The following is a 26,700-nucleotide window of genomic DNA, read 5'->3' as shown; positions in this document are numbered from 1 at the left end:
CGCGTGTGGGCGAATGTCCCCGCCGAGCGAAGCGAGGTGGGCGCATGAGTGTGTTGTTGACCGCCACCTGCGCCGTCCCGGCGGCCGGTGCGGTGCTGACCGCCGCCCTGCCCGCCGGGTCGACCGAGTCCCGGCGCACCACCGCCAAGGCCGTCGCGCTGGGCGTCTCCGCCGTGACCCTGGCGCTGGCCGTCGTGGTGGCGACCCGGTTCGACGGGCACGGCGCCCGCTACCAGCTGACCGAGTCGTACAGCTGGATCCGCTCCTTCGGCATCGGCTTCTCGCTCGGGGTGGACGGCATCGGCGCCGTGCTCGCCCTGCTGACGGCCGTCCTGGTGCCGATCGTCATGCTGGCCTCCTGGTACGACGCCGACCCGGCGCCCGCGGCCCCCGACGGCGCCTTCGACCCTGACACTTTTGAGAACCGGAGGAGGACCCAGGGCTTCTTCGCCCTGATCCTGGCGGTGGAGGCGATGGTGATCGTCTCCTTCTACGCCACCGACATCTTCCTGTTCTACGTGTTCTTCGAAGCCATGCTGATCCCGATGTACTTCCTGATCGGCGGCTTCGGCGACCGGGCCGGCGGCCCCGAGTCGGCGCGCCAGCGCTCCTACGCGGCTGTCAAGTTCCTGCTGTACAACCTGCTCGGCGGCCTGGTGATGCTGGCCGCCGTGATCGGGCTGTACGTGATCGCGCAGGACCAGGGCTTCAGCACCTTCGACCTGCCGACCCTCACCAACGCGATCGCCGACGGCAAGCTGCAGCTGACCGGCACCGCCGAGAAGACGCTGTTCCTCGGCTTCTTCTTCGCCTTCGCGGTGAAGGCCCCGCTGTGGCCGCTGCACACCTGGCTGCCGAACGCGATGGGCGAGGCCACCGCCGGGACCGCCGTCCTGATCACCGCCGTGGTGGACAAGGTCGGCACCTTCGCGATGCTGCGGTTCTGCCTCGGGCTGTTCCCGGACGCCTCGAAGACCTTCGCCCCGGCGATCCTGGTCCTCTCGCTGATCGGGATCGTCTACGGCGCGCTGCTGGCGGTCGGCCAGAAGGACATCAAGCGGCTGGTCGCCTACGCCTCGATCTCGCACTTCGGCTTCATCATCATGGGCATCTTCGCCCTGACCAGCCAGGGTCAGAGCGGCGCGACCCTCTACATGGTCAACCACGGCATCTCCACCGCCGCGTGGATGCTGGTGGCCGGCTTCCTGATCTCCCGCCGCGGCTCCCGGCTGATCGCCGACTACGGCGGTGTGCAGAAGGTCGCCCCGGTGCTCGCCGGGACCTTCCTGATCGGCGGCCTGGCCACTCTGTCGCTGCCGGGGCTGGCCCCGTTCGTCAGCGAGTTCCTGGTGCTGGTGGGCACCTTCACCCGCTACCCGGCGATCGGCATCGTCGCCACCTTCGGCATCGTGCTGGCCGCGCTGTACGCCCTGCTGCTGTACCAGCGCACCATGACCGGCCCGGTGAAGGACGGGGTCCGGACGATGCCCGACCTCAAGGCCCGCGAACTCGCCGTGGTGGCGCCGTTGGTGGCGCTGACGATCCTGCTCGGCGTCTACCCCAAGCCGCTCACCGACCTGGTCAACCCCTCGGTGAACGCGACGCTCTCGCAGGTCCACCAGACCGACCCGGCGCCGGCCCACCCGGTCGCCGCCACCTCAGGAGGTGAGCAGAAGTGAGCGTCACCGCAGTGCTCGCCGCCGCCGGCGGCAACACCCCCAGCATCCCGGCGCCGCACATCGAGTACGGCCAACTCTCCCCGATGCTGGTGGTGTTCGGCGCCGCCGTGGCCGGCATCCTGGTCGAGGCCTTCGTGCCCCGGCGGCTGCGGCACTGGACCCAGGTCTCGCTCGCCCTGGTCGCCCTGATCGGCGCGTTCACCGCCGTGGTGGTGCTGGCCGCGCAGGGCCGCGGCGCGCCCCGGATCGACCTGCTGGCCATGGAGTCGGTCGCCCTGGACGGCCCGTCACTGTTCCTGCAGGGCGTGATCCTGCTGGTCGCGGTTGTCGCGGTGCTCACCTACGCCGAGCGCAGGCTGGAGCCCAAGGCCGGCGGGCTGCCCGCCGACGCCTTCGCCGCCCAGGCCGCCGCCACCCCCGGCGGCGAGCAGGAGCGGGCCGCGATCCGGTCCGGCTTCACCACCAGCGAGGTCTTCCCGCTGACCATGTTCGCGGTCGGCGGCATGCTGCTCTTCCCCGCCGCCAACGACCTGCTGACGATGTTCGTGGCGCTGGAGGTCTTCTCCCTCCCGCTCTACCTGCTGTGCGCGCTGGCCCGCCGCCGCCGGCTGCTCTCGCAGGAGGCGGCGGTCAAGTACTTCCTGCTCGGCGCCTTCGCCTCGGCCTTCTTCCTGTTCGGCACCGCGCTGCTGTACGGCTACGCGGGCAGCGTGAAGCTCGGCGACATCGCCGACGTCATCTCCGGCAAGGCGATGACCACCCCGGCGCAGCTGAGCACCACCCAGAGTGACGCGCTGCTGCTGACGGGCCTGGCGATGCTGGCGGTCGGTCTGCTGTTCAAGGTCGGCGCGGTGCCCTTCCACTCCTGGATCCCGGACGTCTACCAGGGCGCGCCGACCCCGGTGACCGGCTTCATGGCAGCGGCCACCAAGGTCGCGGCCTTCGGGGCCTTCCTGCGGCTGTTCTACGTGGCCTTCCCGGGCCTGCGGCTGGACTGGCGGCCGGTGCTGTGGGGCGTGGCGATCCTCACCATGGTGGTGGGCGCGGTGCTGGCGGTGACCCAGCAGGACGTCAAGCGGCTATTGGCGTACTCCTCGATCGCGCACGCCGGGTTCATCCTGACGGGCGTGATCGCCGTCAACAAGCAGGGCCTGTCCTCGGTGCTGTTCTACCTGTTGGCGTACTCCTTCGTGACGCTCGGCGCCTTCGCCGTGGTCACCCTGGTGCGCGACTCCAAGGGCGAGGCGACCCACCTGTCCAGCTGGGCGGGGCTGGGGCGGCGCTCGCCGCTGGTGGCGGCGGTGTTCGCGCTGTTCCTGCTGGCCTTCGCCGGGATCCCGCTGACCTCCGGCTTCACCGGGAAGTTCGCGGTGTTCCAGGCGGCGGCGGCCGGCGGGGCGACGCCGCTGGTGGTGGTCGGTGTGCTGAGCTCGGCGGTGGCCGCGTTCTTCTACATCCGGGTGATCGTGCTGATGTTCTTCTCGGACCCGAAGCCGGGCGGCCCGACGGTGGTGATCCCGAGCGCCTTCACGGCGACCGCGATCGGAGTGGGGGTGCTGGTGACGCTGGGTCTCGGCCTGTTGCCGCAGTACTTCCTGGACCTGGCGTCCAAGGCCTCGCTGTTCGCGTACTGACCGTCACCGGTCGGTTTGCTGGAGATCGGTCCGGAAGTCAGGGCCGATCTCCAGCCTTTATTTCCAGACGAATTCGCCCCCACCGCCGCAACACCCCGACAGCCGCCCTGACCAGGCCTTCCGGCCCGATCATGACAGGATCCGCACGCCCGTGCAGTGATCCACTCACGACCGGATACCCTGCCTGTATGGCCAGCGGCGGCACTCAGGGACCAGGCCGCTAGATCGACCAGGGACAGAGGAGTGGTCTTCGTGACCGTCGTGGAACCCTTCGGGCTCAGCGTGCAGGACCGCGACCTGACCCGGGACGTCCAGGCCGGACTGGAGGCGGTGGAGGCGGCGCTCGGAGAGGCCGTCAAGAGCGACGTCCCCTTCATCACCGTCACCGCCAGTCACCTCCTGGAGGCCGGCGGCAAGCGCTTCCGTCCGCTGCTCCTGCTGCTGGCCGCCCAGTTCGGCGACCCGGGCGCGCCCGGGGTGGTGCCCGCCGCGGTGGTCGTCGAGCTGACCCACCTGGCCACGCTGTACCACGACGACGTCATGGACGAGGCGCCGGTGCGCCGCGGCGCCGAGAGCGCCAACTCCCGCTGGGACAACTCTGTCGCCATCCTCACCGGCGACTTCCTCTTCTCCCGCGCCTCCCAGGTCCTGGCCGACCTCGGTCCGGAGGCCGTGCGGATGCAGGCCGAGGCCTTCGAGCGGCTGGTCACCGGCCAGATCCTGGAGACCCGCGGCCCGGGCCCGGAGGCGGACCCGCTGCTGCACTACCTGGACGTGCTGGAGGGCAAGACCGGATCGCTGATCGCCGTCTCCTGCCGGATCGGAGCGCAGATGGCCGGCGCCGAGCCCTGGCAGGTCGACACCCTGGGCGAGTTCGGCGAGCGGATCGGCATGGCCTTCCAGCTGGCCGACGACGTGCTCGACATCGCCAGCGACGGCCACGAGTCCGGCAAGACCCCCGGCACGGACCTGCGCGAGGGCGTGCCGACCCTGCCGACCCTGCTGCTGGAGCAGATGCCCGTCGACCCGGCCGACCCGGACGACGTGCGGCTGCGCGAGCTGCTCACCCAGGACCTCGCCGACGACGAGCTGCACGCCGAAGCGCTGCGCCTGCTGCGCCGCCACCCCGCCCTGGAGCGCGCCCGCCGGGAGACCCTGCGGCACGCCGAGGAGGCCCGGGCGCTGCTCGCCCCGCTGCCGGACTGTGCGGCGAAGGCGGCCCTGGAGGGGCTCTGCGACGCGGTGGCGATCCGCACCATGTGACCGGGCCCGGCCGGTCGCTCCCCCACGAACGGGGCGATCCGGACCTTGCCCTCCGGCGGCGTGCGCGGATGGGGGAGACTGACTCCCGTCAGCTCACGCCTGCCCGGAAGGTCGCCATGCGTCGCGTCGTCATAGCCGAGGACTCCGTACTGCTGCGGGAGGGCCTGACCCGGCTGCTCACCGATCGGGGCCTGGAGGTCGTGGCGGGCGTCGGGGACGGCGACGCCCTGGTGAAGACCATCCACGACCTGGCGGCGGCCGACGCCCTGCCGGACGTGGTGGTCTCCGACGTGCGGATGCCCCCGACCCACACCGACGAGGGCCTGCGCGCCTGCGTGGAGCTGCGCGGTCACTACCCGCAGCTGGGTGTGCTGGTGCTGTCGCAGTTCGTGGAGGAACGTTACGCCTCCGAGTTGCTGGCCGGTTCCACCCGGGGCGTCGGCTACCTGCTGAAGGACCGGGTCGCCGAGGTGCGCGAGTTCGCCGACGCGGTCGTCCGGGTCGCCGAGGGCGGCACCGCGCTGGACCCCGAGGTGGTGCAGCAGTTGCTCAGCCGCAGCCGCAAGGGCGACGTTCTGGCCAATCTCACCCCGCGCGAGCGCGAGGTGCTCGGCCTGATGGCGGAGGGCCGCACCAACGCGGCGGTGGCCAAGCAGCTGGTGGTCTCCGACGGCGCGGTGGAGAAGCACGTCAGCAACATCTTCCTCAAGCTCGGCCTCGCCCAGAGCCCGGAGGACCACCGCCGGGTGCTCGCGGTGCTCACCTACCTGAACTCCTGACCCGGTCCGACGAGCCTGGCGGTACCGGCCGCCGGAGCGCGGAATGATCTCCGGCGGCCGGGCGTTGTCGCTATGTGCGGTACCGGGACGGGCGGGTGAAATTCCGGCCGGAGTTCCGGTCGGGCTCAAGGTCGCACGCATAGGATGCGAGCGGTGCACCAGGCGGACGGGGCACGGGGCCGCGCCCGCGGTGGTGCGCCCACGAGGAGGTCCGCGGCAGTGACCAGTCAGGTCGATCAGTCAGAGGCAGTGGACGGATCGGGCGGCGACGAGGGTCGTACCGGCAACGGTGACGGACGCCCCGGCGCGAACGGGCCCGCCGGTCCGCAGGCCCCGGGTGGCCCGCCGTCGAAGCGCGCCAAGCCCGTTCGCAGACTCGACCGGGTGATCATCCGCTTCGCCGGTGACTCCGGTGACGGCATGCAGCTCACCGGTGACCGGTTCACGTCGGAGACGGCCGCCTTCGGCAACGACCTCTCCACGCTGCCGAACTTCCCGGCCGAGATCCGGGCCCCCGCCGGGACGCTGCCGGGCGTATCGTCCTTCCAACTGCACTTCGCCGACCACGACATCCTCACCCCGGGCGACGCCCCGAACGTGCTGGTGGCGATGAACCCGGCGGCGCTGAAGGCGAATCTGCCCGACCTGCCGCGCGGCGCGGAGATCATCGTCAACACCGACGAGTTCACCAAGCGCGCGCTGGCGAAGGTCGGCTACCCGGCCGACCCGCTGAGCGACGGTTCGCTGGACGGCTTCCACCTGCACAAGGTGCCGCTGACCACGCTGACCCTGGAGGCGCTCAAGGACAGCGGGCTGGCCCGCAAGGACGCCGAGCGCGCCAAGAACATGTTCGCGCTCGGCCTGCTGTCGTGGATGTACCACCGCCCGACCGAGGGCACCGAGCGCTTCCTGCGCGGCAAGTTCTCCAAGAAGCCGGAGATCGCCGAGGCCAACATCAGCGCCTTCCGGGCGGGCTGGAACTTCGGCGAGACCACCGAGTCCTTCGCGGTCTCCTACGAGGTGCCGCCGGCCAAGCTCCCCTCCGGGCGTTACCGCAACATCTCCGGCAACCTCGCCCTGTCCTACGGCCTGGTCGCCGCCGCGCAGCGCTCCGGCCTGCCGCTCTACCTGGGCTCGTACCCGATCACCCCGGCCTCGGACATCCTGCACGAGCTGTCCAAGCACAAGAACTTCGGGGTGCGCACCTTCCAGGCCGAGGACGAGATCGCCGGCATCGGCGCCGCGCTGGGCGCCGCCTTCGGCGGGGCGCTGGGCGTGACCACCACCTCCGGGCCCGGTGTCGCGCTCAAGTCCGAGACCATCGGCCTGGCCGTCTCGCTCGAACTCCCGCTGCTGGTCGTGGACATCCAGCGCGGCGGCCCGTCCACCGGCCTGCCGACCAAGACCGAGCAGGCCGACCTGCTGCAGGCCATGTTCGGCCGCAACGGCGAGGCCCCGGTGCCGATCGTCGCCCCGGCCACGCCCGCCGAGTGCTTCGACGCCGCACTGGAGGCGGCCCGGATCGCGGTGACCTACCGCACCCCGGTGTTCCTGCTCTCGGACGGCTACCTGGCCAACGGCTCCGAGCCCTGGCGGATCCCGGCCGCCGACGAACTGCCCGAGATCGACCCGCAGTTCGCCACCGGCCCGAACCGCGAGGACGGCGCCTTCTGGCCGTACCTGCGGGACCCGCACACCCTCGCCCGCCCCTGGGCGGTGCCCGGTACGGCCGGTCTGGAGCACCGGATCGGCGGCATCGAGAAGCAGGACGGCACCGGCAACATCTCCTACGACCCGGCCAACCACGACTTCATGGTCCGCACCCGCCAGGCCAAGGTCGACGGCATCACGGTCAAGCCGGTGGAGGTCGACGACCCGACCGGCGACGCCCGGGTCCTGGCCCTCGGCTGGGGCTCGACCTACGGCCCGATCACCGCGGCGGTGCGCCGGGTGCGCGCGGACGGCGGCGAGATCGCGCAGGCGCACCTGCGCAACCTCAACCCCTTCCCGGCCAACCTGGGTTCGGTGCTGCGCAGTTACGAGAAGGTCATCGTGCCCGAGATGAACCTCGGGCAGCTCGCGCTGCTGCTGCGGGCGAAGTACCTGGTGGACGCGGAGTCCTACAACCAGGTGCGCGGACTGCCGTTCAAGGCGGCGCAGTTGGCGGACGTGCTGTGGGCTGCGATCGGCACCCTGGACGAGGAGGACCACCGATGAGTGAGAACGGCTTCCCGTCCCTGCGGCTGGTGCCCAAGGCCGAAGGGCCGCAGAGTGCCCGGGACTTCAAGACCGACCAGGAGGTGCGCTGGTGCCCCGGCTGCGGGGACTACGCGATCCTGGCGGCGGTGCAGTCCTTCATGCCGGAGCTCGGCATCAAGCGCGAGAACACCGTGTTCGTCTCCGGCATCGGCTGCTCCTCGCGCTTCCCGTACTACATGAACACCTACGGGGTGCACTCGATCCACGGCCGGGCGCCGGCGATCGCGACCGGGCTGGCCTCCTCCCGGCGGGACCTGAGCGTCTGGGTGGTGACCGGTGACGGCGACGCGCTGTCGATCGGCGGCAACCACCTGATCCACGCCCTGCGGCGGAACGTCAACCTGAAGATCCTGCTGTTCAACAACCGGATCTACGGTCTCACCAAGGGCCAGTACTCGCCGACCAGTGAGCTCGGCAAGATCACCAAGTCCACCCCGATGGGCTCGCTGGACGCGCCGTTCAACCCGCTGTCGCTGGCGATCGGCGCGGAGGCCTCCTTCGTGGCGCGCACCATCGACTCGGACCGCCAGCACCTTCAGTCGGTACTGCGGGCGGCGGCCGAGCACGAGGGCACCGCGCTGGTGGAGATCTACCAGAACTGCAACATCTTCAACGACGGCGCCTTCGAGGTGCTGAAGGAGCCCGGCACCCGCGACGAGGCGCTGATCCGGCTGGAGCACGGGCAGCCGATCCGCTTCGGCGGCGAGGCTGCGAACGGCGTCTTCCGGGGGCCGGACGGCGAGTTGTTCGTCGCCCCGGTCACCGCGGACAACGAGGCGGAGCTGCTGGTGCACGACGCCCACGCCACCAGCCCGGCCACCGCCTTCGCGCTCTCCCGGATCGCCGACGCGGACACCCTGCACCACACGCCGATCGGTGTGCTGCGGGACGTCTCGCGGCCGGTGTACGACGAGTTGATGGAGAGTCAGATGGCCACTGCCGTGGCCCACCGGGGCCCCGGCGACCTGGCGACGCTGCTGGCGGGCAACGACACCTGGACGGTGGACTGACCGTCCCCGCTCGCGAGTCGGCGCCCCCGTCCCGTGCCGGACGGGGGCGCCTTCCCGTTGCGGTTACCGCTCGACCCACTCGACCAGCTCGACCACGACCCCGTTCGGGTCGGCGACCTGGAAGAGCTTCTCGCCCCACGGTTCCACGCGCAGCGGCAGGGTGATCTCGACCCCCTCGTCGCGAAGCCGCTTCTCCTCCGCGGCGATGTCCTCGACGTTGAACGCCAGGATCACCCCGTCCGCGGTCCGGTTCCGCTGCTCCTCGGGCAGGACCTCCAGGCCGCGGCGCAGGTAGACGACGTCGACCCCGCCGCCGGGGTGGCCGAGCGAGGCGAAGCCGTCGGCGGACACCTGCTCGGTGTAGCCGAAGTGCCGCTGGAGGAAGGCGGCGGAGGCGGTGACGTCCTCGACGGTCAGGGAGACGGCGGTGCTGGTGATCTGCATTGGCGGAGCCCTCTCGTCAGTGCGCACGGTTATCCAGTACGCAGTACACTATACATAGTACGGAGAATGGCGCCAGGGGTCGGTCCGGGAACGGCTTGAGGGAGGCCCCCGGGCGGGGGCCTCCCTCAAGTGCTGTGCTGTGCTGTGCGGGTCCGGTCAGAAGACGCAGGGGATGCCGCCGTCGGACTCGGCGTCGACGCCGGGGCCCTGGACGGGGAGGTTGGCGGCCGGGTCGCCGCTGGCGGGGGCGGAGGGCGCGGCGGGCTTGTCGGACGCGACGCCGGTGAAGGAGGTGCCCAGGGTGACCACCACGTGGTCGGCACCGGCCGAGGCGGACTCGGTGGCGGTGACGCCGTAGCGGGCGGCGATCTGGTCGGCGGAGTCCTTGGCGCCCTTGCCGTAGGTCACCGTGGTGGTCTTCTGCTTGGTGGCGGCGGGGCCGGTCCTGCCCTCCTTGAATCCCATGCCGACCAGGGCCTTGGCCTCGGCGGAGGAGGAGACACCGGCGGCCGAGGAGGCGTTGAAGACCTCCACGGTGGCCGGGGTGGCGGGCTTGGTGGCCGTCGGAGTCGGTGAGGGCTGGGTGGTGGCCGAGGGCGCGGGGGTGTCGGTGGCGCCGTCGGCCGGGGCGGCGGGCGCGGCGGCGTCGGCGTAGCCGAACAGCTGCTTGACCACCTTCTGGATCTTCGCCGGGGTGACCAGGTTGACGTCCTGGCCGTTGCGGGTGCCGAAGCCGTCGAAGGTGAGGGTGTTGAACTCGACGTTGCCGCCGGTCAGGGCCGGGGCCTGCTGGGCGAAGTCCAGGACGTTCCACTCGTTGTCGATGACCAGGTCCTTCTGGACGACACCGAACAGGTCCTTGAGCTTGCCGATGTCGCTGATGATGCCGTCCTGCTTGAGCTTGTGCACGACGGAGGAGATGAAGGCCTGCTGGCGGTGGGTGCGGGCGAAGTCGCCCGTGTTGCCCTTGCCGTCGTCCAGGTTGTGCCGCTGGCGGACGAAGGCGAGCGCCTGGGAGGCGTTGAGCTTGTTGATGCCCTTGTGGAAGTCGGCACCGGAGCCCTGGCCCTCCATGGCCGGGTCCTTGGTGTCGTGGGTGAGGCAGACCTCGATCGGCTCGACGGCCTTGGCGATGTCGTAGAAGCCCATCAGGTTGACCTCGGCGATGTGGTCCACCGGCTGGTCGACGAACTTCTGCACGGTCCGGACGGTGGCGGCCCGCCCGGCGTCGCGGCCGGCCTTCTCCAGGTCCGCGCCCTTGAGGCCCTTGGCCTTCGGGCTGCCGTCGAACTTCTCCTTGGCGATCCCGTAGGCCTCCTTGATCTTGTGCATGCCCTGCTGGGCGCCGTCCCCGTTGTAGGTCATGACGTAGTCGTCGCGGGGGATGGAGATCGCCTGCACCTTGCCGCCGCCCGCCGGTATGTGCAGCAGGATCAGCGAGTTGGTGTTGTAGCCGCCGATGTCGGAGCTGTGGCCGGCGTGCAGCTCGTCCTGGACGAACTCCGGCGGCAGGTCCGTGCCGTCCATGTTCTTGCGGCTGTCCAGGCCGATCAGCAGCAGGTTGACCGAGTTGTCCAGGTGCTTGGGCGCGTCCTTCTTGGTCTCCGCGATGGCGTTGGACGTGGTCATTCCGTCGGTCAGCGACGTGTACTCGTACCAGGCCACCCCGCTCGCGGCGAACACCGCGAAGCCGACCGTGCTGGCCACCACCCGGGCCCCGATCAGTGCCGGGGAACTCCGACGGGCGGGGGCCTCCGCGACCTTGCGGGCGGCGGCCCGGCCGCCGCTCTGCTGCTCGGGCTTCTCAGGCATCCTGCCTCCTCCGGTCCCGGACCACCCGGACCACGATCACCAGCAGGGCCGCCGCCGCGGCCTGCGCCATCACCGGGAAGCCGTTCACCACCCACTTCGCCGAGCCGGTGGCGAGCTTGCTGCCCTGGTACTTCTCACTGTCGCCCGCGAACTCGACCACGGCCGTCACGCCCAGCACGACCAGCGGGGAGGCCGCGACCACCCACCACCAGCCCCTGCGGGTGCAGAGCGCGGCGGCCAGGCCTATGCCGAGCACCGCGCACTCGTTGAAGGCCACCCCCATGCCGGGGCCGGAGAGCTCGTCGATCACCGCGCCCACCAGCGGCAGTCCGACGGCCGCCACCGCGGGCAGGGCCGGGCCGCCGGAGAAGGGGCGCTGAGGGCCGGCGGGCCTGCCGGCCGTTCGTCGCCGTGAACTCTGGTCGGACGACCGACCTCGTTGCCCTGCCACGCACTCACCCCTGGTGTTCCCGTGATTGGCGCGCCGCGGTCGGCGCCTGCGCCGGGCTGCTGTGGAGAGCGGTTGCGGCGCTGCCTGTACGGGACGCTGGTGTTCGGCCGGCCGGTTCCCGTTCGCGGTTTCCCGGTTCCGCTGGGGGCAGGCCCGTTTTCGAATTTGCTCTACAGAGGTGTAGAGATCGTACGCAGCATAGAGCACGTCCGTTCGGTGGCAAGTCCGCTTGTGAGCGAGCTTGCATACACTACACCGAGCAGTTTTCGAGAAGGTCGGCGGGTGCGCCGACGGACAAGGAGAACGCCGTGGCGACCACGGGCGGAGCGGGACGGCCGGAGAAGCGGAAGGCGATCACCCGGGCCGCGATGGCGGTGTTCGGGCGCGAAGGGTACGTCCGGGCCAGCATGGACGCGATCGCGGCCGAGGCCGGGGTGTCCAAGCGGACGGTCTACAACCACTTCGCCGACAAGGAGACCCTCTTCCTGTCGGTGGCGCTCCAGAACTCGGCGGAACTGACCGAGAAGATCCGGGAGTTGATGGCGAAGTACCTGGACCGGGTGGTGGACCTGCGCCAGGGCCTGGCCGACTTCGCGGTCGAGCGGGCGCTCGCCGTCCTCTCCGCGGGGGACCACGGGGCGCTCGGCCGGGCGATCCGCGCCGAGGTGGCCAACATCCCGGCGGACGTGCTGGAGGCCTGGCTGGAGGCCGGTCCGGTGGCCTCCCGGCGCGACCTCGCGGAGCGCTTCGCGGCGCTCGCCGGGCGCGGGCTGCTGGCGGTCGCCGAACCGGAGCTGGCCGCCGAGCACTTCACGCTGCTGACCTTCCACGGCGTCGCGGAGCGCTCCTTCTGGGGCGCCCTGCCGGTGGCCGAGGAGGAGGTCGAGCGGATCGCCGGGGCGGGCGTGGACGCGTTCCTGAAGATCTACGGCGCCCAGGCGTCGTAGGGGTCGCAGGCGTCGTCGTCGCCGGCGCCGTGGACGCGGAACGGGGGCGGCGCCCGGCGCCGCCCCCGACCTGCCGATCACTTCCGGCGGATCACTTCCAGTTGACGCCCTTGCCCAGGGTGTACGGCTCGCCCCAGTACTCGGCGCCGGCCACCTTGGTGGCCTGCGGCGCCAGCGCCAGCACGCAGGAGGTGATGGACTGGCCGTTGGTGAAGCCCTTGGGGAAGGACGGGTGCGGGCACTTGTCGAAGGTGCCGATCAGCATGACCTCGCTGGCCTCCGAACCGTCCGGGAGCGTGCCCTTCATCTGGGTCAGGCTGGAGAAGGCCAGGTCGGTGCTGCCGACGTTGGTGACCTTGAAGCGGACGTAGTACGGCACCATGCCCGCGGCCTTGTCGCCCAGCTTGAGCGGGGTGAGGTCGGCCGGGTCGCCCTTGTCGATCGAGGTGACCGCGATCGAGACGGTGCCCTTGGTGCTGCCCGAGCTGAACGGGATGGTGGCGGCGTCGCCGATCTTCACGGTGGTCCCGGGCGCCGCGGTCGAACCGGCCGGGGCCGGGGCCGCCGCCGGGTCGGACGCCGCGGCGGTCGGGGCGCCGGTCGGGGCCACCGCCGAGATGGAGGGCGCCGGGGTGGTGGGCGCGGCCGACGGCGTGGCGGGCGCCTGGGTCGCGGGCGGGGTGCTCGCGGCGGTGTCGGACGACGAGGCGTCGTCGTTGCAGGCGGTCAGGGTGAGCGCGCCGGCCGCGGCCAGGCCGACGAGGGCCAGGGTGCGGCGACTGCTGCGGATGGTCTTCATGTGACGTCCCCCGTCTTCGCGGACCACCGTGGCGGCGATCCTTCTGAGGGACGTTCATAGCGCAGTGCGGAAGCGGGGCGCCACGGCTTTGGCGCCGTCTTGACTTCGTCGTGACGACTCCCACGCGGGTCCGTGACAAGGGATGCCGAGTCGTGATCGGTTGCCGTCGAACGATCTGACGCCCCGACGGACCGGGTGCCGTGCGATTCTGTCCGCCATGTCCCAGGATGCTTCGCAGATGATCGATCAGGCCCGCAGGCTGGTGGCCGACCACTTCCCGGACGCGCTCGCCGTCGTGCTGGCCGGTTCCACCGCCGCCGGGCGCGCAACCGCCACCAGCGACCTCGACCTCGCCGTCCTGGTCGCCGACGGCAGCGAGTCCTACCGGGAGACCGTTCGGTTCGAGGGCCGCCTCGCCGAACTCTTCGTCCATACCGAGGCGGCCCTCGCGGAGCTCTTCGCGGCGGACCTCGGCGCCCGCCGGGCGACCATGCAGAGCATGTACGCCACCGGGTTGCTGCTCGTCGATCCGCACGGCGCCGGTGCCCGGCTCCGCCGACGCGCCGAGGCCGAACTGCGGCAGGGGCCTGCGGCGTTGGACCCGGGGACGGTGGAGAGCAAGCGGTACGGCCTGACGGACCAGCTGGACGACCTGGCGGACGCGGGGGACGCCGTCGAGCGCCTGGTCATCGCCGGGGGCGTACTGCGCGACGCGGCCGACCTGCTCTGCGACCACCACCGGGCCTGGGTGGGCGGCGGCAAGTGGCTCCCGCGCCGACTCCTGGCCGCGGACCGGGAGTTGGGCGCCACGCTGCTGGACGGGTACCGGCAGCTGTGCGAGACGGGCTCGGCGGAGCCGCTCGCGGCGGCGGCGCGGCGGGTGCTGGAGCTGGTCGGCGGCCCGCTGTCGGAGGGCTACCGGCGGACCTGGACGGGCGTCATCCAGCGGCTGGTGTAGCGGTCCGGTCGAGGACAGACCCGGTGTGCGCGGCGGCGCCGCCGCGCACACCGGGCCCCGAGGACCCGTCACTGGTGCCAGCGCTGCGCCGGGTCGTTGCCGTTGCAGGAGGTCACCGAGGTGTACTGGGCGATGCCGTTGGACTTCAGGCACTGCCCGGTGGCCACGTTGCGGATCAGGTACCAGCCGCGGTCCTCGTCGGTCAGGCGCCACTTCTGGTTGGCCGCCATCCAGTCCCCGGCCGGCCGGTTGAGGCCGTCCCACCCGCCGGGGGTGTCCCACAGCTGCACGGCGCCGGAGCGGGTGTCGAGGTCGAGCACCTTGCCGCTCGACGCGTGCGAGATCGCCCAGGTGCCGTCGCAGTAGCCCCAGAAGTCCCAGGTCTGCGCGGGCGACTGGTTGGCGCTCCAGACGCCGACGCGCTGGCCGTTGACCTCGTTGTTGTACGGCAGGTCGAGCGCGCCGACGGAGCCGTTGGACAGGCTCAGCGTGCTGCTCAGGGCCGGCGAGAGGTCGCAGGGGCCGGGGTCGGCGGCGTGCGCGGCCGGGGCGGCGACCAGGACGGTGGTCGCCAGGGCCGCGGCGGCGCCGAGGCCGGCGAGCAGTCGGCGGGTGCGGGTGATGGTGCTCATCGGGGTTCTCCTTCGTGTGTGGTGTTGAACCGCGTGGTGGTACGGCCGCGGTGGCGGTACGGCCGCGGTGGCGTCAGACCTGGGCGAGGGCGAGGACGTAGCGCCCCCGGGCCCCGAACCGGCCGGGCGCGTGGCCGACACCGAGGTGGTTGAAGCGCGGGTCGAGCACGGTGTCGCGGTGCTGGGGGCTGTTCATCCACAGCTGCACGGCCGCCGGCACGCTGTCGGCCGGGGCGACGATCTCGGCGGCGAAGCGGAAGGCGAAGCCGGCCGCCCGTAGCCGGCGCCACGGTGTGCTGCCGTCGGTGCCGTCGTGCTGGACGAGGCCGTGCGCGGCCAGGTCGTCGGCGTGGCGCTGGGCCGCGGCGGTCAACCGGTCGTCCAGGCGCAGGAGTCGGGCACCGGTGTGGACGCGCCGGAAGTTGAGGGAGGCCGTCATCTCGGTGTGGAAGTCGACGCCGGTGGCCGTTGTCCCCGTCGCTCCGGGCGCCGCTGCTCCCCCTGCTGCGGGCGCCGCTCCGAGCGCCGTTCCTCTCGCTGTCCCGAGCGCCGCTCCGAGCGTCAGCACCCGGCCGTTCCGCACGAGCGTGGGCATGTGGTCGCGCCTTTCCTCCGTGGTGTCGCCCCGGGCCGCGAGTGCCGTGGTCCGGGGCCGGACGAGGAAGACGGTGCCGGATCGCGGTAGACAGCCGGTCAACGTGCATGGCAGACGATCAGTCGAGACCCGCCAGCAGCCCTTCGACCTGCGTCGCGTCGTCGCCGAGCCCGAGCCGCCGGTACCCCTCCAGTGCCTCGGTCAGGAGGGCCCGGGCCTGGCGCGGACGGCCGAGGCCGGTGAGCGCGGTGCCGAGGGTGCGCAGCAGGGCGGCCTCCAGGGCGGCGCTGGTGCGGCGGGCGAGCGGGAGGACGGCTTCGGCGGCGTCGACGGCGAGCAGCCAGCGGCCGGCTTCGGCGTGGATGCGGGCGGCGAGGTCGCCGGCCGCGGCGGCGAACACGGTGACCTGGAGGGTGGTGAACTCCTCGCGGGCGCCGACGGCGTGGGCGAGCGCCGTCTCCGGGTCGCCGCACAGTCGCAGCACCCGGGCGAGGTAGTAGCGGCCGATCGCCGCGGAGACCGGCCCCGAGGCGCTCATCAGGTGGGCGCAGCGTTCGGCGGCGTCCCGGGCTTCGGCCCGGCGCCCGCTCTGAGCGGCGCTGAAGGCGAACTCGCCGAGCGCGCTGCCCTCGGCGCGCTGGGCGCCGAGGCGGTGGAACAACTCGGCGGCGCGGCCGGCGTGTTCGGCGGCCTCGGCGTAGCGGCCGTGGACGCGGGCGTTGCTGCCGAGGGTGATCAGGGCCTTGGCGAGCACGCGTTCGGTCCGCTCGTCGGTACAGAGGTCGACGGCCCGGCGGACCTCCTCCTGGGACTCGGTGTAGCGGTTGATGTGCCAGAGCATGCTGCCGCGCAGGTAACGGGCGAGGGCGTGCGGCCCGTGTTCGCCGCGGGCCTCGGCCTCCCGGGCGAGGCGCCCGGCGAGGTCGACGATGACGCCGGTCTGGGTGCGTTCCGGGATCACGGCGCCCATCCGGTCGGCGAGTTCGGCGGCGCGGTCGAGCGGCAGGCCCGGTTCGGCGCAGCTGAGCGCGATGGCGGCGGCGTTCACCTCGGCCTGGTCGCGCATCCACTGCACGGCGGCCGGGCCGTCGGCGATGGCGCGGCCGGGGGCGGCCACGGGTGTGTCGAGCAGGCTGAGTTCGGCCGGTTCCGCTTTGCGGGCGGCCTGGTCGGCGTTGCGGGCGGTGGCGAGGCAGAAGTCGAGCAGCCGGTCGGTGGCGGCGGTGTGTTCGGCGGAGTCCTCCTCGGCGGCGAGTCGGCCGCGGGCGTAGGCGCGGACGAGGTCGTGGAAGCCGTAGCGGCCGAAGCGGGGGGAGTGCAGCAGGTTGAGGTCGACGAGTTCTTCGAGGAGCCGGTCGGCCTCGTCCTCGGTGCGGTCGAGCAGGGCGGCGGCGCAGGGCAGTGGGATGTCGGGGGTGTCGGGCAGTGACAGCAGGCGGAAGGCCCGCGCGAGTTCCGGGTCCAGCCGGTGGTAGGAGAGCGCGAAGGTGGCTTCCACGGTCCGTTCGCCGTCGCTGAGTTCGGTCAGCCGGTGCTCGTGGCGCAGCCCTTCGGCGAGCGCGGCGAGGGTGAGCGCGGGGTCGGCGGCGAGCCGGGAGGCGGCGATGCGGACGGCGAGCGGCAGCAGCCCGCAGGCCCGGACGACCTCCTCGGCGGCCGCGGGTTCGGCGGCGACGCGTTCGGCGCCGACGATCCGGGTGAGCAGTTCCAGCGCCTGTTCGGGCGGCAGGGTGTCGAGGCGCATCTGGTGGGCCCCGGCGAGGCCGGTCAGCCGGTGGCGGCTGGTGATGAGGACGGCGCAGCCGGCCGAGCCGGGCAGCAGCGGTTCGACGTGGCCGGAGTCGGCGGCGTTGTCGAGTACGAGCAGGACGCGGCGCCCGGCCAGGGCCGAGCGGAAGAGCGCGCTGCGTTCGCCGGTGTCCGGCGGGATCTCGGCGGGGTCGACGCCGAGCGCGCGCAGGAAGCCGGCCAGGACGGTGCCCGGGGAGGGTGGGGTGTGGTCGGCTCCGCGCAGGTCGGCGAAGAGCTGCCCGTCGGGGAAGCGCTCGCGGGCCAGCCGGGCGACGTGCACGGCGAGGGTGGTCTTGCCGACACCGCCCATGCCGTCCAGGGCGGAGACCACGACGGCGCGTCCACCGGCTCCGGAGAGCCGGTCCGCGAGGGTGTCCACTTCCTCGACGCGCCCGGTGAAGTCGGGCAGTCCGGCCGGGAGCTGGTCGGGGGCCTGCCAGGTGTCGGTGGGGGGCTCCGCGCCGGGCCCGGGGGCGGGCCCGGCCGGGAGCAGGGTGGCGTCCTCGCGCAGGATGCGCAGCTGGAGTTCGGCCGGGGCCCGGTCGTCGGACGGCAGCGATGGACGGGCGTCCTCGTACACGGCGAGCGCCTCGGCCTTGCGGCCGGCCTGATAGAGGGCGCGCATCAGGACGGTGGTGAGCCGGGGCCGCCCGGGGTGTTCCAGGGCGAGTGCGGCGGCCTCCGCGGTCAGGTCGGCGCGGTCGCCCAGTTCGGCGTCCAGCTCCAGCTGGGTCTCCTTGGCCGAGATCCGCTGCTCGGCGAGCCGGGCCCGGACGGCCTCGGCGTGCGGCCCGGGCAGCCCGGCCAGCGACTCGCCGGCCCAGAGCCGCTGGGCGCTTCGCAGCACCTCCCGGACCTGTTGCGGTGGAGCGTCGGCCCGGCGCAGTTCCTCGGCCTCGGCCAGCAGCGCCTGCCATGCGGCCGCGTCCACCCGGGCCTCGGGCACGCGCAGCGCGTAGCCGTCGCCGACCCTCACCAGCGGCATCCGCCCCGGGTCGTCCCCGGCGTACGGCCGGAACGCGGTGCGCAGCCGGGAGACGGCGAGTTGGACGGCCTTGCGCGGGTCGGCCGGCGCGGCCCCGCCCCACACTCCCTCGACCAGCACCGGGACGGCCACCGCCCGCCCGGCGGCGTCCAGCAGCACGGCGAGCACGGCCCGCTGCTGCGGCCTGCCCAACTCCAGTTCCCGGTCCCCGTACCAGGCCCGCAGCGGGCCCAGCAGTTCGAACCGCAGCCCGGCTCCCCCCATGTCACCCATGTCCCGTCCCGAAAGTCGTCCCCGTGCCGGTATCCCGCCACTTCCGTCCGGACAGCGGCGCCCCATACCCGGGCGGCCTATGCTCTGTTACAGATTGTGCACGGATTCCGAGCTTCGAGAGGTGGGCTGTGCGGCTCGAATTCCGCGTGCTGGGGCCGCTGAGTGCCCAGTGCGACGGCCGTGAGATCGAGCTCGGCCGCCCGCAGCAGCGGGCCGTGCTGGCCGCGCTGTTGCTCGCCCGTGGGCAGCTGGTGCCGACGGACCGACTGGTCGAGGGCCTGTGGGGCGAGGACGACACCCGCTGGCCGAAGGATCCGGTGGGGCAGATCGGCACCCATGTGCACCGGCTGCGGCGGGCGCTCGGTGCTTCCGAGCTGCTGGTGGCGGCGGCGGGCGGCTACCGGTTGGCGGTGCCGCGTGAGGCGGTGGACCTCTTCCGCTACGAGGCCTCGGTGGCGGAGGCCGTCGCGCTGCGTCACCAGAAGCCGTCGCGGGCCCGGGAGTTGCTGGTGGCCGCACTCGGAGCCTGGGAGGGCAGTCGCGCGCTGGACGGCGTGCCGGGGGCGTTCGCCGAGCGGGCCCGGGAGCGGCTGGCGGCCGGGCGCTTCGCGGCGCTGAAGGCGCTGCTCGACCTGGACCTGACGCTCGGACGGCACGCCGACGCCGTGGAGCCGCTGGCCGCGCTGGCGGCGTCCCACCCGCAGGACGAGGAGGTGCACCGGCTGCAGCTGCTGGCGCTGCACCGCTGCGGCCGCACGGCGGAGGCGCTGGCGGCGTACGAGGCGCTGCGGGAGCGGCTCGACCGCGAGCTGGGGCTCGAACCGGCGGCCGCGGTGGTGGAGTTGGCCGATCGCATCCGGCGCGGACAGCCGACGGTGTCGTTGCGGAGGCTGCCCCGGCCGTGCCAGCTTCCCTCCGACATCCCCGACCTGGTGGGGCGGGCAGGGCTGGCGCGACAGGCGGAACGGGCCCTGCGGGCGGCAGCGGGTTCACCGGTGGTTTCGCCGGTGGTGGGGCTGTCCGGTCCGGCGGGCAGCGGGACGTCGGCGCTGGCGGTGCACGTCGCCCATGCCGCCCAGGACGCCTTCCCGGACGGGCAGCTGTACGCGAGCGGCGGCGAGCCGGGCGCCGTCCTGGCGGCCTTCCTGCGGGCCCTGGGGGAGCGGCCCGCAGGCGAGGCCCCGGTCGGCGAGCTCACCGAGCGCTACCGGACGGCGCTCGCCGGACGGCGGGTGCTGGTGGTGCTCGACGGGGCGGCCGACCCCACCCCGCTGCTGCCCGCGACACCGGGCTGCGCGGTGGTGGTGACGGGGGCGGACCCCGGGACGCTGCCCGGCGAGGCGGTCCGGCTGACGGTCGGACCGTTGGAGCCGCATGACGCCCACGAGCTGCTGGCTCGGATCGTGGGCGTCGAGCGGATCAGCCGGGAGCCGGACGCGGCGGCGGATTTGGCCGGGCTTTGCGGCTACCTGCCCGTCCTGCTGCGGACGGCGGCGACCCGGCTCGCCGCCCGGCCCTGGTGGTCGGTGGCGGACCTGGTCAGGTGGCTCACCGAACGGGGGTGAGGGCCGGGCGGTGGGGGCGGTCGGTTTAGTACGGGTCGGAGCTGCGGAGCGTGTCCGTGATGATGCTCCACTGGCGGGGGTCGGTGAAGACGATCTTGAGGCCGCCCTTGTCGGCGACCAGCACACCGGCGGACTGGAAGGAGTTGGTCTTGAACGAGTTGCTGGCCCAGCAAACGCGGTTGTAGGCCCCGTAGACCACGAAGTTGCCGTCGCCCTGCATGATCGCCTTGGTGCCGCAACCCAGGGTTCCCGGGGCGACCCACACCGCATTGGCCGACCCGAACGGGGGCACCCGGTAGAGGACGAGGTTGCCGTCGCCCTGCATGATCAGCTGGGTGTCTCCCTCGATGATGCGATCGCCCTGGTTGAGGACGCCGGGCTCGCCCAACCCCCCGCTGTAGATGGTGTCGGCGTGGGCGGCCCCCGCCGACACCATCGTCCCGACCAGCGCCAGCACACCGGCCGCCGTCCCGACGGCCGTGCGCCGCAGCGTCTTCGTCGCCTTCATGTCCCCGTGTTGCCTCTCTCGTGCGTTCGCGCCCGAGATCGTCGGGCGTCGTCTGGAGATGAGCATGGGCCGGGCCGGTAGACAAATGATTGACGCTCCGTTGACGGGCGGGCGGCGGGCTACCGGACGGCCCCTGAGAACGACCCCGCCCGCCCGCCGATGCGGCGAGCGGGCGGGGTTTCGGGCCGGTGGTGCGGGTGCGCGTCAGCAGCACCCGCCACTGGTGGCCATGTCGGTGTGGACGTGCTGGACGGGCGCTGCCGGGGCCGCGTCGCTCGGGGCGGTGGCGAACAGCAGTGCTGCGCCGAGGGCCAGGCCGCTGATGGCCGCGATCAGCATGGTGCGCATCGTGATGCCCCCTGCAAGTCGTGTTGACGGGGGAGGCGTCAGCAGCAGTTTCCGCCGCTGCCGCCGTCGGTGTGGACGTGCGGTGCGGGTGCCGGGGCGGCGTTGCTGGGTGTGGTGGCGAACAGGACCGCTGCGGCGAGGGCGAGGCCGCCGACGGCTGCGATCAGCATCTTGCGCATGGTGAAGTCCCCCTGTCAGTCGTGTGGTTCGGGCACTTGAGTCAAACCGTGTTGACGGCAGCCTGTCAACGATTCGGTTCCGCCCGAATCGTTGGGGCTCAACGATTCGGGCGGGGGAGGGAGGCGCGGTTCAGACGAGGTGGTCGAACTCGCCGGCCTCGGCGCCGAGGATGAAGGCGCGGAGCTTCGGGGTCGACGACTCCGACACCGGCCTCAAGCTCCACCGCCTGCTCTTCGCTCCAGCGCATCGCCTACCGTGAGGCCGCCGGCCGTAACTCCCCCTGGCTCGCCACCCGCCTCAACCCGCGTTCGCACTAGCCTGGCCGCATGGACGAGTTCGCGACCCGCCTGCACGACGCCTGGGAGTGGTGGCACGCCGCCATCGAGGATGCCCAGGAGGGTCGCTGGACCCGCACGCCTGTTGAGCGCCAGGTGATGGACGACATCGCTACCGCCACCACCGGATTCGGATACCCGGACCCGTCCGCCGAACTCTCCCTGCGTGCCCGGCTCTGCCGCATCGCCACCTGGGCGGGCGTGCTCCGCCTCGCCGCCCGGGCCGGTGGCTGGGAACTCGTACCCGTCGTCGGCGCCATCCCGCCCCGCCCGGCGGGCATGGCCGAACTGCTCTCCGCTGTCTACGCGGTCGGCGAGCAGGGTGAGGTCTGGCTGCGTTGGCTCACAACCGACGGCCCGCCGCCGCCCGGCGCGGTCGCCCGGTTCGAGGCCTTCGTCACCGGCCCCGGCTCGGTCGAGGACCTCCGCCAGTTCTTCTACGACTAGAAAGACTGGAAATCCGCAGGACAGCCCGCCCCGACCTCCGGTACGACAACCCGGTGAGACTGAGAACGAAGATCCACCGGGTCCGCCTCGGCCGGGACGAGTACCGGGTGATCACTCCGGCTCGGCAGACCGCGGGTGCCTTCCTCCACGCTAGCCCGGGCAGCTGGTTCATGGACCTGCACGTCGACCGGCGGGGCGCCGAGGACCTCGCGACGGTCTGGGCCCTGGCCGCCCGCTCCCAGCGGTCGCTGATCCACCTACCGCTACGCGCCAACACCGGCCCGACCGGTCTGCCCGACGTCCCGGCCGAGGACCGGTTGGACCTCCTGCTCGCCCATCACAGCCTCGGCTTCCCGCCGTCCCGCTGGAAGGAGGTCCGCGCCCGCCTGGGCGCCGGGATCCCGCACACCGTCGACCTCCCGGCCACCGACTTCCCGCCCGAGGAGGCGATCGACTACGAGCGCCACAACTTCACGGGCCGGCGCGACCAACTCCGCTTCGCCGGTGCCGCCCACACGCTGGTGGTCACCGGCAGCCCCACCGCCTTCCGCTGGACGGGCTCCCTGCTCCACGGGCTCAGCCGCGAGGCTCCCGGCTGGCGCATCGGCAGGCGGTCCGACGCGCACTACTGCGGCACCCTCACCCACGGGGGGTGGGGCTCGGGCCGCGCGGCCAAAGGCGTCCCGGGGGGCCTGCACGTCACCTACGCCCACCGCTGGCGCGCCCGGTGAGCCGACCGGCCCCGGAGTAGGAAGTCGGCCGGTCCGACTTCCTACTCCAAACCCCTCAGTTCGCGGGCTTGAGGGGCGTCAGCGGCACCGCCACCCGGCTCTCCCAGGCCTGTTCCAGCGCATGCAAGAACGTTTCCGCAGGCTGGGCGCCCGAGACGCCGAGCCGCCGGTCCAGGACGAAGAACGGCACCCCCGTCGCCCCCATCGCGCTCGCCGTCGCCTCGTCCTCGCGCACCGCCTCCGCGTACGCCTCCGGGTCGGCCAGTACGGCGGCGGCCGCCTCGCCGTCCAAGCCCGCCTCGACGGCCAGCTCGACCAGCCGCCCGTTCTCGAAGGCGGAGCGCTCCTCGGCGAAGTTGGCCCGGTACAGCGCGTCCAGCAGCTGCCCCTGCCGGTCGTGCTCCTCGGCGAAGTGCAGCAGGCGGTGCATGTCGAAGGAGTTCGCCGCGTCGCGCCCGTCGTCCAGGTACGGCAGCCCCTCGCCGCGCGCGTTCTCGGCGATCCGGGCCTCCGCCGCCTCGGCCTGCTCCAGGCTCATCCCGTACTTGGCGGCGAGCAGCGGGATGACCGGACGGGCCTCGCGCGGCGCGTGCGGGTCCAGTTCGAAGGAGCGGTGGACGACCTCCACCTCGTCGCGGTGCGGGAAGCGCTCCAAGGCCTTCTCGAACCGGGCCTTGCCGATGTAGCACCACGGACAGTTGATGTCGCTCCACACTTCGACGCGCACGGCGCTGTACTCCTTCCAGCCTCGCGCGGACCTCCCGCGCGAACACCAACCGGAACGCAGCCATCCGCATGAATATTTCTCGTCCTGAAATATTCAGGTGCGCCAGGCGTGGTGCCGCCGGGAGGATGGTCCGCGAAAGGGTCCGTCTCCGATGCCCGACCGGGGGAGTCGCCATGTCTTTCGAGTTCGTCCGCCGCCTGGACGGCCTGGTCTACCGCTACCGCCAGGACGGCGAGTTCAACGGCAGGCCGTCGTTCAAGCGGGTGGACCTGGACGTGTGGTGCCGCCGGCTGCCCGAGCGGGGCTGGTGCACGGTCGGCGCCGACGGGATCGCCAACGGCTGGCCGCTGCTCGGGCAGACCGGGGAGGAGCTCTTCCCGCCGCTCGGCCCTTGGCGCAGCTGGAAAGCCGGCAAGTCGTACCTCTACGATCTGCGCCGCGCCGACGAGCCGGCCTGGCCGGATGCGACCGGGCGCCGGGCGGTGGCGAGTTCGCACCTCGCGACGCTTCGGCTGGCGGGTGGTCACCCCTAGGCGGCGGTCGGGCCGATCAGGGGCGGTTCAGGGTTGATCCCGATACCGGTCGGGGCGGCGGCCGAGCAGGATCGAACGCGTCGCCAAGAGGCCGCCCGGCCGCAGACCATCCAACGGAGTGTCACATGAAGCCCCTCGCCCGTCGTGCCGCCGCCCTCGCACTGGCCTGCTCCGCCGTCGTCGGCCTCACCGCCGCGTCGGGTGCCCAGGCCTTCGCCGAAGGAGGTTCGAGCACCACGACGGCGTTCCCGTCGCTGAACCCGGCCGCGCTGGAGGCCGCGATCCAGACCCGGGCCACCGACGGCGCCGCCGGTGCGGTCGTCCGGGTCGGCGAGCCGGGCCAGCTGTGGAAGGGTTCCACCGTCGACAGCCAGACCGGCCGCAAGATCCCGGAGAACGCGCACTTCCACGCCGGCAGCATCTCCAAGGTCTTCCAGACCACCGTCACCCTCCAGCTCGCCGCCGAGGGCCGGATCGACCTCGACCAGACCGTCCAGCACTACCTGCCCGACCTGCTCCCCAAGACCTTCGACCCCATCACCGTCCGCGAGCTGATCAACTACACCAGCGGCCTGCCGGACGTGGACGAGGGCAAGCCCGCCGACAGCGCCGACGACACGATCGCCAACCGCTACACCTACCGGACCTTCGACCAGGTCATCCAGGACACCCTGCGCCCCACCCACCGCCCGTGGCCCGGCCCGCACTTCGCCCCCGGCACCAAGCAGGAGTACAACTCCCTCGCCTTCCGGATCGGTGGCAAGCTCATCGAGCAGATCACCGGCAACTCCTACAAGGACGAGGTCACCAGCCGCATCCTGAAGCCGCTGCACCTCGACCAGACCTCGGTGCCCGAGGACGACCCCGAGATGCCCCGGCCGTACCTGCACGGCTACATGACCGACAGCAGCGGCCAGGCGGTGGACGTCAGCGAGCAGGGCGGCACCCCGTCCAACATGATCTCCACCACGGCCGACCTGGACCACTTCATGGCCGCGCTGTTCCAGGGCCGCCTGCTGCCCGCCGCGCAGCAGAGCGAGCTGTTCACCCTGCCGAAGGACAACGAGGGCAAGCTCGTCCCGTTCGTCGGCGGCACCTCCTGCAACAAGGTGGCCTGCTTCGGCGCGGGACTGATGTCCACCCCGCTGCCGAACGGCACCGTGCTCTGGGGCAAGACCGGCCACGACGACGGCTATGCCAACGGCATGTTCGCCTCCCGCGACCTGTCCCTCCGAGCCGTCTACTCCATCTCCAACCTGAGCTCGGACTTCGCCGCCCCGACCCCGCTGTCCAACCGCCTTCTCGGGGCCGTCCTGAACCCGTCCGCCCCGCAGCACTGACGCGGCCCGCCGACAGCGGAGCGCCCCGGGAGCAGGAAGTCGGCCGGTCCGACGTCCCGCTCCGCGGGGTGTGCCGACCGTCAGGCGAAGGACGGCCAGCGTTCCGCCGCCCAGGCGCGCCAGTCGGGCCAGCCCGGAGGGGCCGCGTCGAGGCTCCGGCCCGCCAGCTCCGCCGCGTCCGGCTCCTCGAAGTGCGCGTGCCCGTCCAGGACGTCGGCCTCGCTCATCGGGAGGGTCTCGTCCGGCGTCGTCGCCCAGCGGTGGGCGATCCGTGCGCGCTGGGTGTCCGGGTCGACCGGGAGGTAGAGCATCCGGCAGGACGCGCCGACCGACTCCGCCAGCCAGCGGATCGCGGAGCGTTCGTCCCGGCCCCAGCAGCCGAAGTCCACCACCACGTCGGCGCCCGCTCGCAGGGCCTCCAGGGCGATCGTCAGCAGCCGCCCCTCCAGCACGTCGCGCTTGCCGTCCACCTCCATGCCGTTGAACAACGGAGTCATCCACTCGTCCGGGCTCAGCCTGATCGCCCGGTGCTCCTCGGCGAGCCGGCGGGCCTTCGTGGTCTTCCCGGCCCCGGGCAGGCCGACCATCAGGAACAGTGTCGTCACGTTCGGATGGTGGCAGCCGCGGCCCGCCCGGGGCGAACGGTTTTGCTCAGGCCGTCGGGCCCCGGAGTCCGGCGGCCTCGCCGCGGGCGAGGTGCTCGGCGTGGACGGCGACCTCTCCGAGTCGGTGGCGTCAGCAGGAGATGTTGCCGCCGCCGACGTCGGTGCCGAGCACGCCGGTGAACCTCTTGAACAGGTTGATCCGGTCGTTGCGCTCGTCCGGGTTCTTGCCGTTGCACTCCAGGTCGCCGTTGATGGTGCGGATGGTCTCGCCGAAGCCCCGGTTGTTGACGACGGCTTCGTGCGCGGTCATCGTCCCGGCGCCCTTCTGGGTGTCCCAGAACCAGAGGCCGGTCTTCCAGGCGACGGCCGGGTCCTTCTCCACCTTGTACGGGTCGTGCAGCAGGTCGATGTGCAGGGCGTCGCCCGCGGCCTTGTAGTTGAAGTTCCAGCTGAGCTGCAGCGGCCCGCGACCGTAGTACGCCGACTGCCCGGCCGGGCAGCCGTACGGTTGTGAACGGTCGCAGTAGTGGCTGTAGTTGGCGGTGTTCTGCTCGACGACGTACCTCAGCCCGCCGGTCTCGTGGCTGACGTTGGCGAGGAAGGCCGCCGCCTCGCGCTTGCGAGTGGCGGCGTCGCCGGTCGCGGCGAAGCCGGGGTAGGCGCTCAGGGCGTCGGTCAGGCCCTTGTACGTGTAGAAGGGGTTCCGGCTCGGGAACATCTGGTTGAACTGGGCCTCGCTGACCACGAAGGAGCCGGCGGCGGCGGCGGCCTGGGTGGCCGTCGGCCCGGCCAGGACGAGGGTGCTCAGGACGGCGGCCGAGGCGCCTGCGGGCAGCGCGCGGGAAAGCTTCATCGTTTCCTCAACAGGTGGCTGGTGAGCGGTGCTTCGCTCTCGAAGCACCGGAGCCATCGTGGTGTGCGGCTCCCGCGATACGACCCTTTCCAAGGTCTAAACCACTCGTAAGGGCTGTATCCGATCGAGGAGTCCGGGCGTCATCCGCCGAAGGGTGATCATCTCGCCCCCAGGCGCACCGGATAGCCTCATCCGCGCACGAGGAACAAGCGAACAC

26 protein-coding genes are annotated in these 26,700 nt (G+C 72.3%); 13 read left to right on the top strand and 13 right to left on the bottom strand.

The window, feature by feature from the left end; translation table 11 throughout:
* Positions 1-44: 44 nt before the first annotated feature.
* From ABZW30_RS07805 to ABZW30_RS07780, 6 genes are all read left to right on the top strand, one after another.
* On the top strand, positions 45-1,679 hold the full coding sequence (locus tag ABZW30_RS07805) for an NADH-quinone oxidoreductase subunit M (RefSeq protein ID WP_355670139.1): 1,635 nt from the start codon (positions 45-47) through the stop codon (positions 1,677-1,679).
* Positions 1,676-3,313, top strand: coding sequence for an NADH-quinone oxidoreductase subunit NuoN (nuoN, locus tag ABZW30_RS07800; protein ID WP_355670138.1), 1,638 nt, complete (start codon positions 1,676-1,678; stop codon positions 3,311-3,313). The genes ABZW30_RS07805 and nuoN overlap by 4 nt, the downstream gene beginning before the upstream one ends.
* A 252-nt stretch (positions 3,314-3,565) precedes the next feature.
* Positions 3,566-4,576, top strand: a complete 1,011-nt coding sequence (locus ABZW30_RS07795) for a polyprenyl synthetase family protein (RefSeq protein WP_355670137.1) — start codon at positions 3,566-3,568, stop codon at positions 4,574-4,576.
* A 116-nt stretch (positions 4,577-4,692) separates the two neighbouring features.
* The gene (locus ABZW30_RS07790) at positions 4,693-5,355 is read left to right on the top strand and encodes a response regulator transcription factor (protein WP_355670136.1); all 663 of its coding nucleotides are present in this window, start codon (positions 4,693-4,695) and stop codon (positions 5,353-5,355) included.
* Positions 5,356-5,574: 219 nt separating this feature from the next.
* Positions 5,575-7,572, top strand: coding sequence for a 2-oxoacid:acceptor oxidoreductase subunit alpha (locus tag ABZW30_RS07785; protein WP_355670135.1), 1,998 nt, complete (start codon positions 5,575-5,577; stop codon positions 7,570-7,572).
* The gene (locus ABZW30_RS07780; protein ID WP_355670134.1) at positions 7,569-8,624 is read left to right on the top strand and encodes a 2-oxoacid:ferredoxin oxidoreductase subunit beta; all 1,056 of its coding nucleotides are present in this window, start codon (positions 7,569-7,571) and stop codon (positions 8,622-8,624) included. Before ABZW30_RS07785 ends, ABZW30_RS07780 begins: the two co-directional genes overlap by 4 nt.
* A 63-nt stretch (positions 8,625-8,687) precedes the next feature.
* On the opposite strand, the gene ABZW30_RS07775 is transcribed toward ABZW30_RS07780, so the two are convergent.
* From ABZW30_RS07775 to ABZW30_RS07765, 3 genes are all read right to left on the bottom strand, one after another.
* Positions 8,688-9,068, bottom strand: coding sequence for a VOC family protein (locus ABZW30_RS07775; protein WP_355670133.1), 381 nt, complete (start codon positions 9,066-9,068; stop codon positions 8,688-8,690).
* 156 nt (positions 9,069-9,224) lie between these two features.
* Complete coding sequence (locus tag ABZW30_RS07770; protein ID WP_355670132.1) at positions 9,225-10,880, bottom strand: LCP family protein; 1,656 nt, start codon at positions 10,878-10,880, stop codon at positions 9,225-9,227.
* On the bottom strand, positions 10,873-11,223 hold the full coding sequence (locus ABZW30_RS07765; protein WP_355670131.1) for a DUF6542 domain-containing protein: 351 nt from the start codon (positions 11,221-11,223) through the stop codon (positions 10,873-10,875). Before ABZW30_RS07765 ends, ABZW30_RS07770 begins: the two co-directional genes overlap by 8 nt.
* A gap of 416 nt (positions 11,224-11,639) precedes the next feature.
* Here ABZW30_RS07765 and ABZW30_RS07760 point away from each other — a divergent pair, with 416 nt between their 5' ends.
* Positions 11,640-12,278 (top strand): TetR/AcrR family transcriptional regulator, encoded by a 639-nt coding sequence (locus ABZW30_RS07760; protein ID WP_355670130.1) that lies wholly within the window; start codon positions 11,640-11,642, stop codon positions 12,276-12,278.
* Positions 12,279-12,369: 91 nt separating this feature from the next.
* On the opposite strand, the gene ABZW30_RS07755 is transcribed toward ABZW30_RS07760, so the two are convergent.
* Positions 12,370-13,077, bottom strand: a complete 708-nt coding sequence (locus tag ABZW30_RS07755) for a hypothetical protein (RefSeq protein WP_355670129.1) — start codon at positions 13,075-13,077, stop codon at positions 12,370-12,372.
* A 238-nt stretch (positions 13,078-13,315) separates the two neighbouring features.
* Here ABZW30_RS07755 and ABZW30_RS07750 point away from each other — a divergent pair, with 238 nt between their 5' ends.
* Complete coding sequence (locus ABZW30_RS07750) at positions 13,316-14,035, top strand: nucleotidyltransferase domain-containing protein (RefSeq protein WP_355670128.1); 720 nt, start codon at positions 13,316-13,318, stop codon at positions 14,033-14,035.
* A 68-nt stretch (positions 14,036-14,103) separates the two neighbouring features.
* On the opposite strand, the gene ABZW30_RS07745 is transcribed toward ABZW30_RS07750, so the two are convergent.
* The 3 genes from ABZW30_RS07745 to ABZW30_RS07735 form a co-directional block, all read right to left on the bottom strand.
* Positions 14,104-14,667, bottom strand: coding sequence for an RICIN domain-containing protein (locus ABZW30_RS07745; RefSeq protein WP_355670127.1), 564 nt, complete (start codon positions 14,665-14,667; stop codon positions 14,104-14,106).
* A 73-nt stretch (positions 14,668-14,740) separates the two neighbouring features.
* On the bottom strand, positions 14,741-15,262 hold the full coding sequence (locus ABZW30_RS07740) for a CAP domain-containing protein (protein WP_355670126.1): 522 nt from the start codon (positions 15,260-15,262) through the stop codon (positions 14,741-14,743).
* A gap of 118 nt (positions 15,263-15,380) precedes the next feature.
* Positions 15,381-18,311: a BTAD domain-containing putative transcriptional regulator gene (locus ABZW30_RS07735; RefSeq protein WP_355670125.1), complete on the bottom strand. Its 2,931-nt coding sequence runs from the start codon at positions 18,309-18,311 to the stop codon at positions 15,381-15,383.
* 128 nt (positions 18,312-18,439) lie between these two features.
* On the opposite strand from ABZW30_RS07735, the gene ABZW30_RS07730 reads away from it, so the two are divergent.
* Entirely contained in the window at positions 18,440-19,876 is a 1,437-nt protein-coding gene (locus ABZW30_RS07730) for a BTAD domain-containing putative transcriptional regulator (protein WP_355670124.1), read from the top strand.
* A gap of 25 nt (positions 19,877-19,901) precedes the next feature.
* Here ABZW30_RS07730 and ABZW30_RS07725 read toward each other — a convergent pair whose 3' ends face one another.
* The 3 genes from ABZW30_RS07725 to ABZW30_RS07715 form a co-directional block, all read right to left on the bottom strand.
* Entirely contained in the window at positions 19,902-20,384 is a 483-nt protein-coding gene (locus ABZW30_RS07725; protein WP_355670123.1) for a hypothetical protein, read from the bottom strand.
* A gap of 204 nt (positions 20,385-20,588) precedes the next feature.
* Positions 20,589-20,723: a hypothetical protein gene (locus tag ABZW30_RS07720; protein ID WP_355670122.1), complete on the bottom strand. Its 135-nt coding sequence runs from the start codon at positions 20,721-20,723 to the stop codon at positions 20,589-20,591.
* Between the two features lie 47 nt (positions 20,724-20,770).
* Positions 20,771-20,902 carry a hypothetical protein gene (locus ABZW30_RS07715; RefSeq protein ID WP_355670121.1) on the bottom strand — a complete coding sequence of 44 codons (132 nt, stop codon included), beginning with the start codon at positions 20,900-20,902 and terminating at the stop codon, positions 20,771-20,773.
* 336 nt (positions 20,903-21,238) lie between these two features.
* On the opposite strand from ABZW30_RS07715, the gene ABZW30_RS07710 reads away from it, so the two are divergent.
* Complete coding sequence (locus tag ABZW30_RS07710; RefSeq protein WP_355670120.1) at positions 21,239-21,694, top strand: hypothetical protein; 456 nt, start codon at positions 21,239-21,241, stop codon at positions 21,692-21,694.
* Positions 21,695-21,747: 53 nt separating this feature from the next.
* On the top strand, positions 21,748-22,425 hold the full coding sequence (locus tag ABZW30_RS07705) for a hypothetical protein (RefSeq protein WP_355670119.1): 678 nt from the start codon (positions 21,748-21,750) through the stop codon (positions 22,423-22,425).
* Positions 22,426-22,480: 55 nt separating this feature from the next.
* Here the strand turns inward: ABZW30_RS07705 and ABZW30_RS07700 are convergent, their stop codons facing one another.
* Positions 22,481-23,152: a DsbA family oxidoreductase gene (locus ABZW30_RS07700; protein ID WP_355670118.1), complete on the bottom strand. Its 672-nt coding sequence runs from the start codon at positions 23,150-23,152 to the stop codon at positions 22,481-22,483.
* Positions 23,153-23,325: 173 nt separating this feature from the next.
* Here ABZW30_RS07700 and ABZW30_RS07695 point away from each other — a divergent pair, with 173 nt between their 5' ends.
* Positions 23,326-23,685, top strand: coding sequence for a hypothetical protein (locus ABZW30_RS07695; RefSeq protein ID WP_355670117.1), 360 nt, complete (start codon positions 23,326-23,328; stop codon positions 23,683-23,685).
* Positions 23,686-23,810: 125 nt separating this feature from the next.
* On the top strand, positions 23,811-25,025 hold the full coding sequence (locus ABZW30_RS07690; RefSeq protein ID WP_355670116.1) for a serine hydrolase domain-containing protein: 1,215 nt from the start codon (positions 23,811-23,813) through the stop codon (positions 25,023-25,025).
* A gap of 80 nt (positions 25,026-25,105) precedes the next feature.
* Here ABZW30_RS07690 and ABZW30_RS07685 read toward each other — a convergent pair whose 3' ends face one another.
* Positions 25,106-25,630 carry an ATP-binding protein gene (locus ABZW30_RS07685; protein ID WP_355670115.1) on the bottom strand — a complete coding sequence of 175 codons (525 nt, stop codon included), beginning with the start codon at positions 25,628-25,630 and terminating at the stop codon, positions 25,106-25,108.
* A gap of 130 nt (positions 25,631-25,760) precedes the next feature.
* Positions 25,761-26,483: a chitinase gene (locus ABZW30_RS07680; RefSeq protein ID WP_355670114.1), complete on the bottom strand. Its 723-nt coding sequence runs from the start codon at positions 26,481-26,483 to the stop codon at positions 25,761-25,763.
* Between the last annotated feature and the right edge of the window lie 217 nt (positions 26,484-26,700).

Origin of the sequence: Kitasatospora sp. NPDC004669 (genome assembly GCF_040609455.1) — a bacterium.
Taxonomy (GTDB): Bacteria; Actinomycetota; Actinomycetes; order Streptomycetales; family Streptomycetaceae; genus Kitasatospora.
The sequence above is the reverse complement of the archived record's forward strand: the minus strand, read 5'-3'. Positions and strand labels throughout refer to the sequence as shown.

Excerpts from the sequence above, each read along its gene's own strand:
- ABZW30_RS07805 (WP_355670139.1), top strand. The coding sequence starts at position 45 with ATGAGTGTGTTGTTGACCGCCACCTGCGCCGTCCCGGCGGCCGGTGCG.
- ABZW30_RS07790 (WP_355670136.1), top strand. The coding sequence starts at position 4,693 with ATGCGTCGCGTCGTCATAGCCGAGGACTCCGTACTGCTGCGGGAGGGC.
- ABZW30_RS07780 (WP_355670134.1), top strand. The coding sequence starts at position 7,569 with ATGAGTGAGAACGGCTTCCCGTCCCTGCGGCTGGTGCCCAAGGCCGAA.
- ABZW30_RS07775 (WP_355670133.1), bottom strand. The coding sequence starts at position 9,068 with ATGCAGATCACCAGCACCGCCGTCTCCCTGACCGTCGAGGACGTCACC.
- ABZW30_RS07770 (WP_355670132.1), bottom strand. The coding sequence starts at position 10,880 with ATGCCTGAGAAGCCCGAGCAGCAGAGCGGCGGCCGGGCCGCCGCCCGC.
- ABZW30_RS07755 (WP_355670129.1), bottom strand. The coding sequence starts at position 13,077 with ATGAAGACCATCCGCAGCAGTCGCCGCACCCTGGCCCTCGTCGGCCTG.
- ABZW30_RS07750 (WP_355670128.1), top strand. The coding sequence starts at position 13,316 with ATGATCGATCAGGCCCGCAGGCTGGTGGCCGACCACTTCCCGGACGCG.
- ABZW30_RS07745 (WP_355670127.1), bottom strand. The coding sequence starts at position 14,667 with ATGAGCACCATCACCCGCACCCGCCGACTGCTCGCCGGCCTCGGCGCC.
- ABZW30_RS07740 (WP_355670126.1), bottom strand. The coding sequence starts at position 15,262 with ATGCCCACGCTCGTGCGGAACGGCCGGGTGCTGACGCTCGGAGCGGCG.
- ABZW30_RS07735 (WP_355670125.1), bottom strand. The coding sequence starts at position 18,311 with ATGGGTGACATGGGGGGAGCCGGGCTGCGGTTCGAACTGCTGGGCCCG.
- ABZW30_RS07725 (WP_355670123.1), bottom strand. The coding sequence starts at position 20,384 with ATGAAGGCGACGAAGACGCTGCGGCGCACGGCCGTCGGGACGGCGGCC.
- ABZW30_RS07720 (WP_355670122.1), bottom strand. The coding sequence starts at position 20,723 with ATGCTGATCGCGGCCATCAGCGGCCTGGCCCTCGGCGCAGCACTGCTG.
- ABZW30_RS07715 (WP_355670121.1), bottom strand. The coding sequence starts at position 20,902 with ATGCTGATCGCAGCCGTCGGCGGCCTCGCCCTCGCCGCAGCGGTCCTG.
- ABZW30_RS07710 (WP_355670120.1), top strand. The coding sequence starts at position 21,239 with ATGGACGAGTTCGCGACCCGCCTGCACGACGCCTGGGAGTGGTGGCAC.
- ABZW30_RS07695 (WP_355670117.1), top strand. The coding sequence starts at position 23,326 with ATGTCTTTCGAGTTCGTCCGCCGCCTGGACGGCCTGGTCTACCGCTAC.
- ABZW30_RS07690 (WP_355670116.1), top strand. The coding sequence starts at position 23,811 with ATGAAGCCCCTCGCCCGTCGTGCCGCCGCCCTCGCACTGGCCTGCTCC.
- ABZW30_RS07680 (WP_355670114.1), bottom strand. The coding sequence starts at position 26,483 with ATGAAGCTTTCCCGCGCGCTGCCCGCAGGCGCCTCGGCCGCCGTCCTG.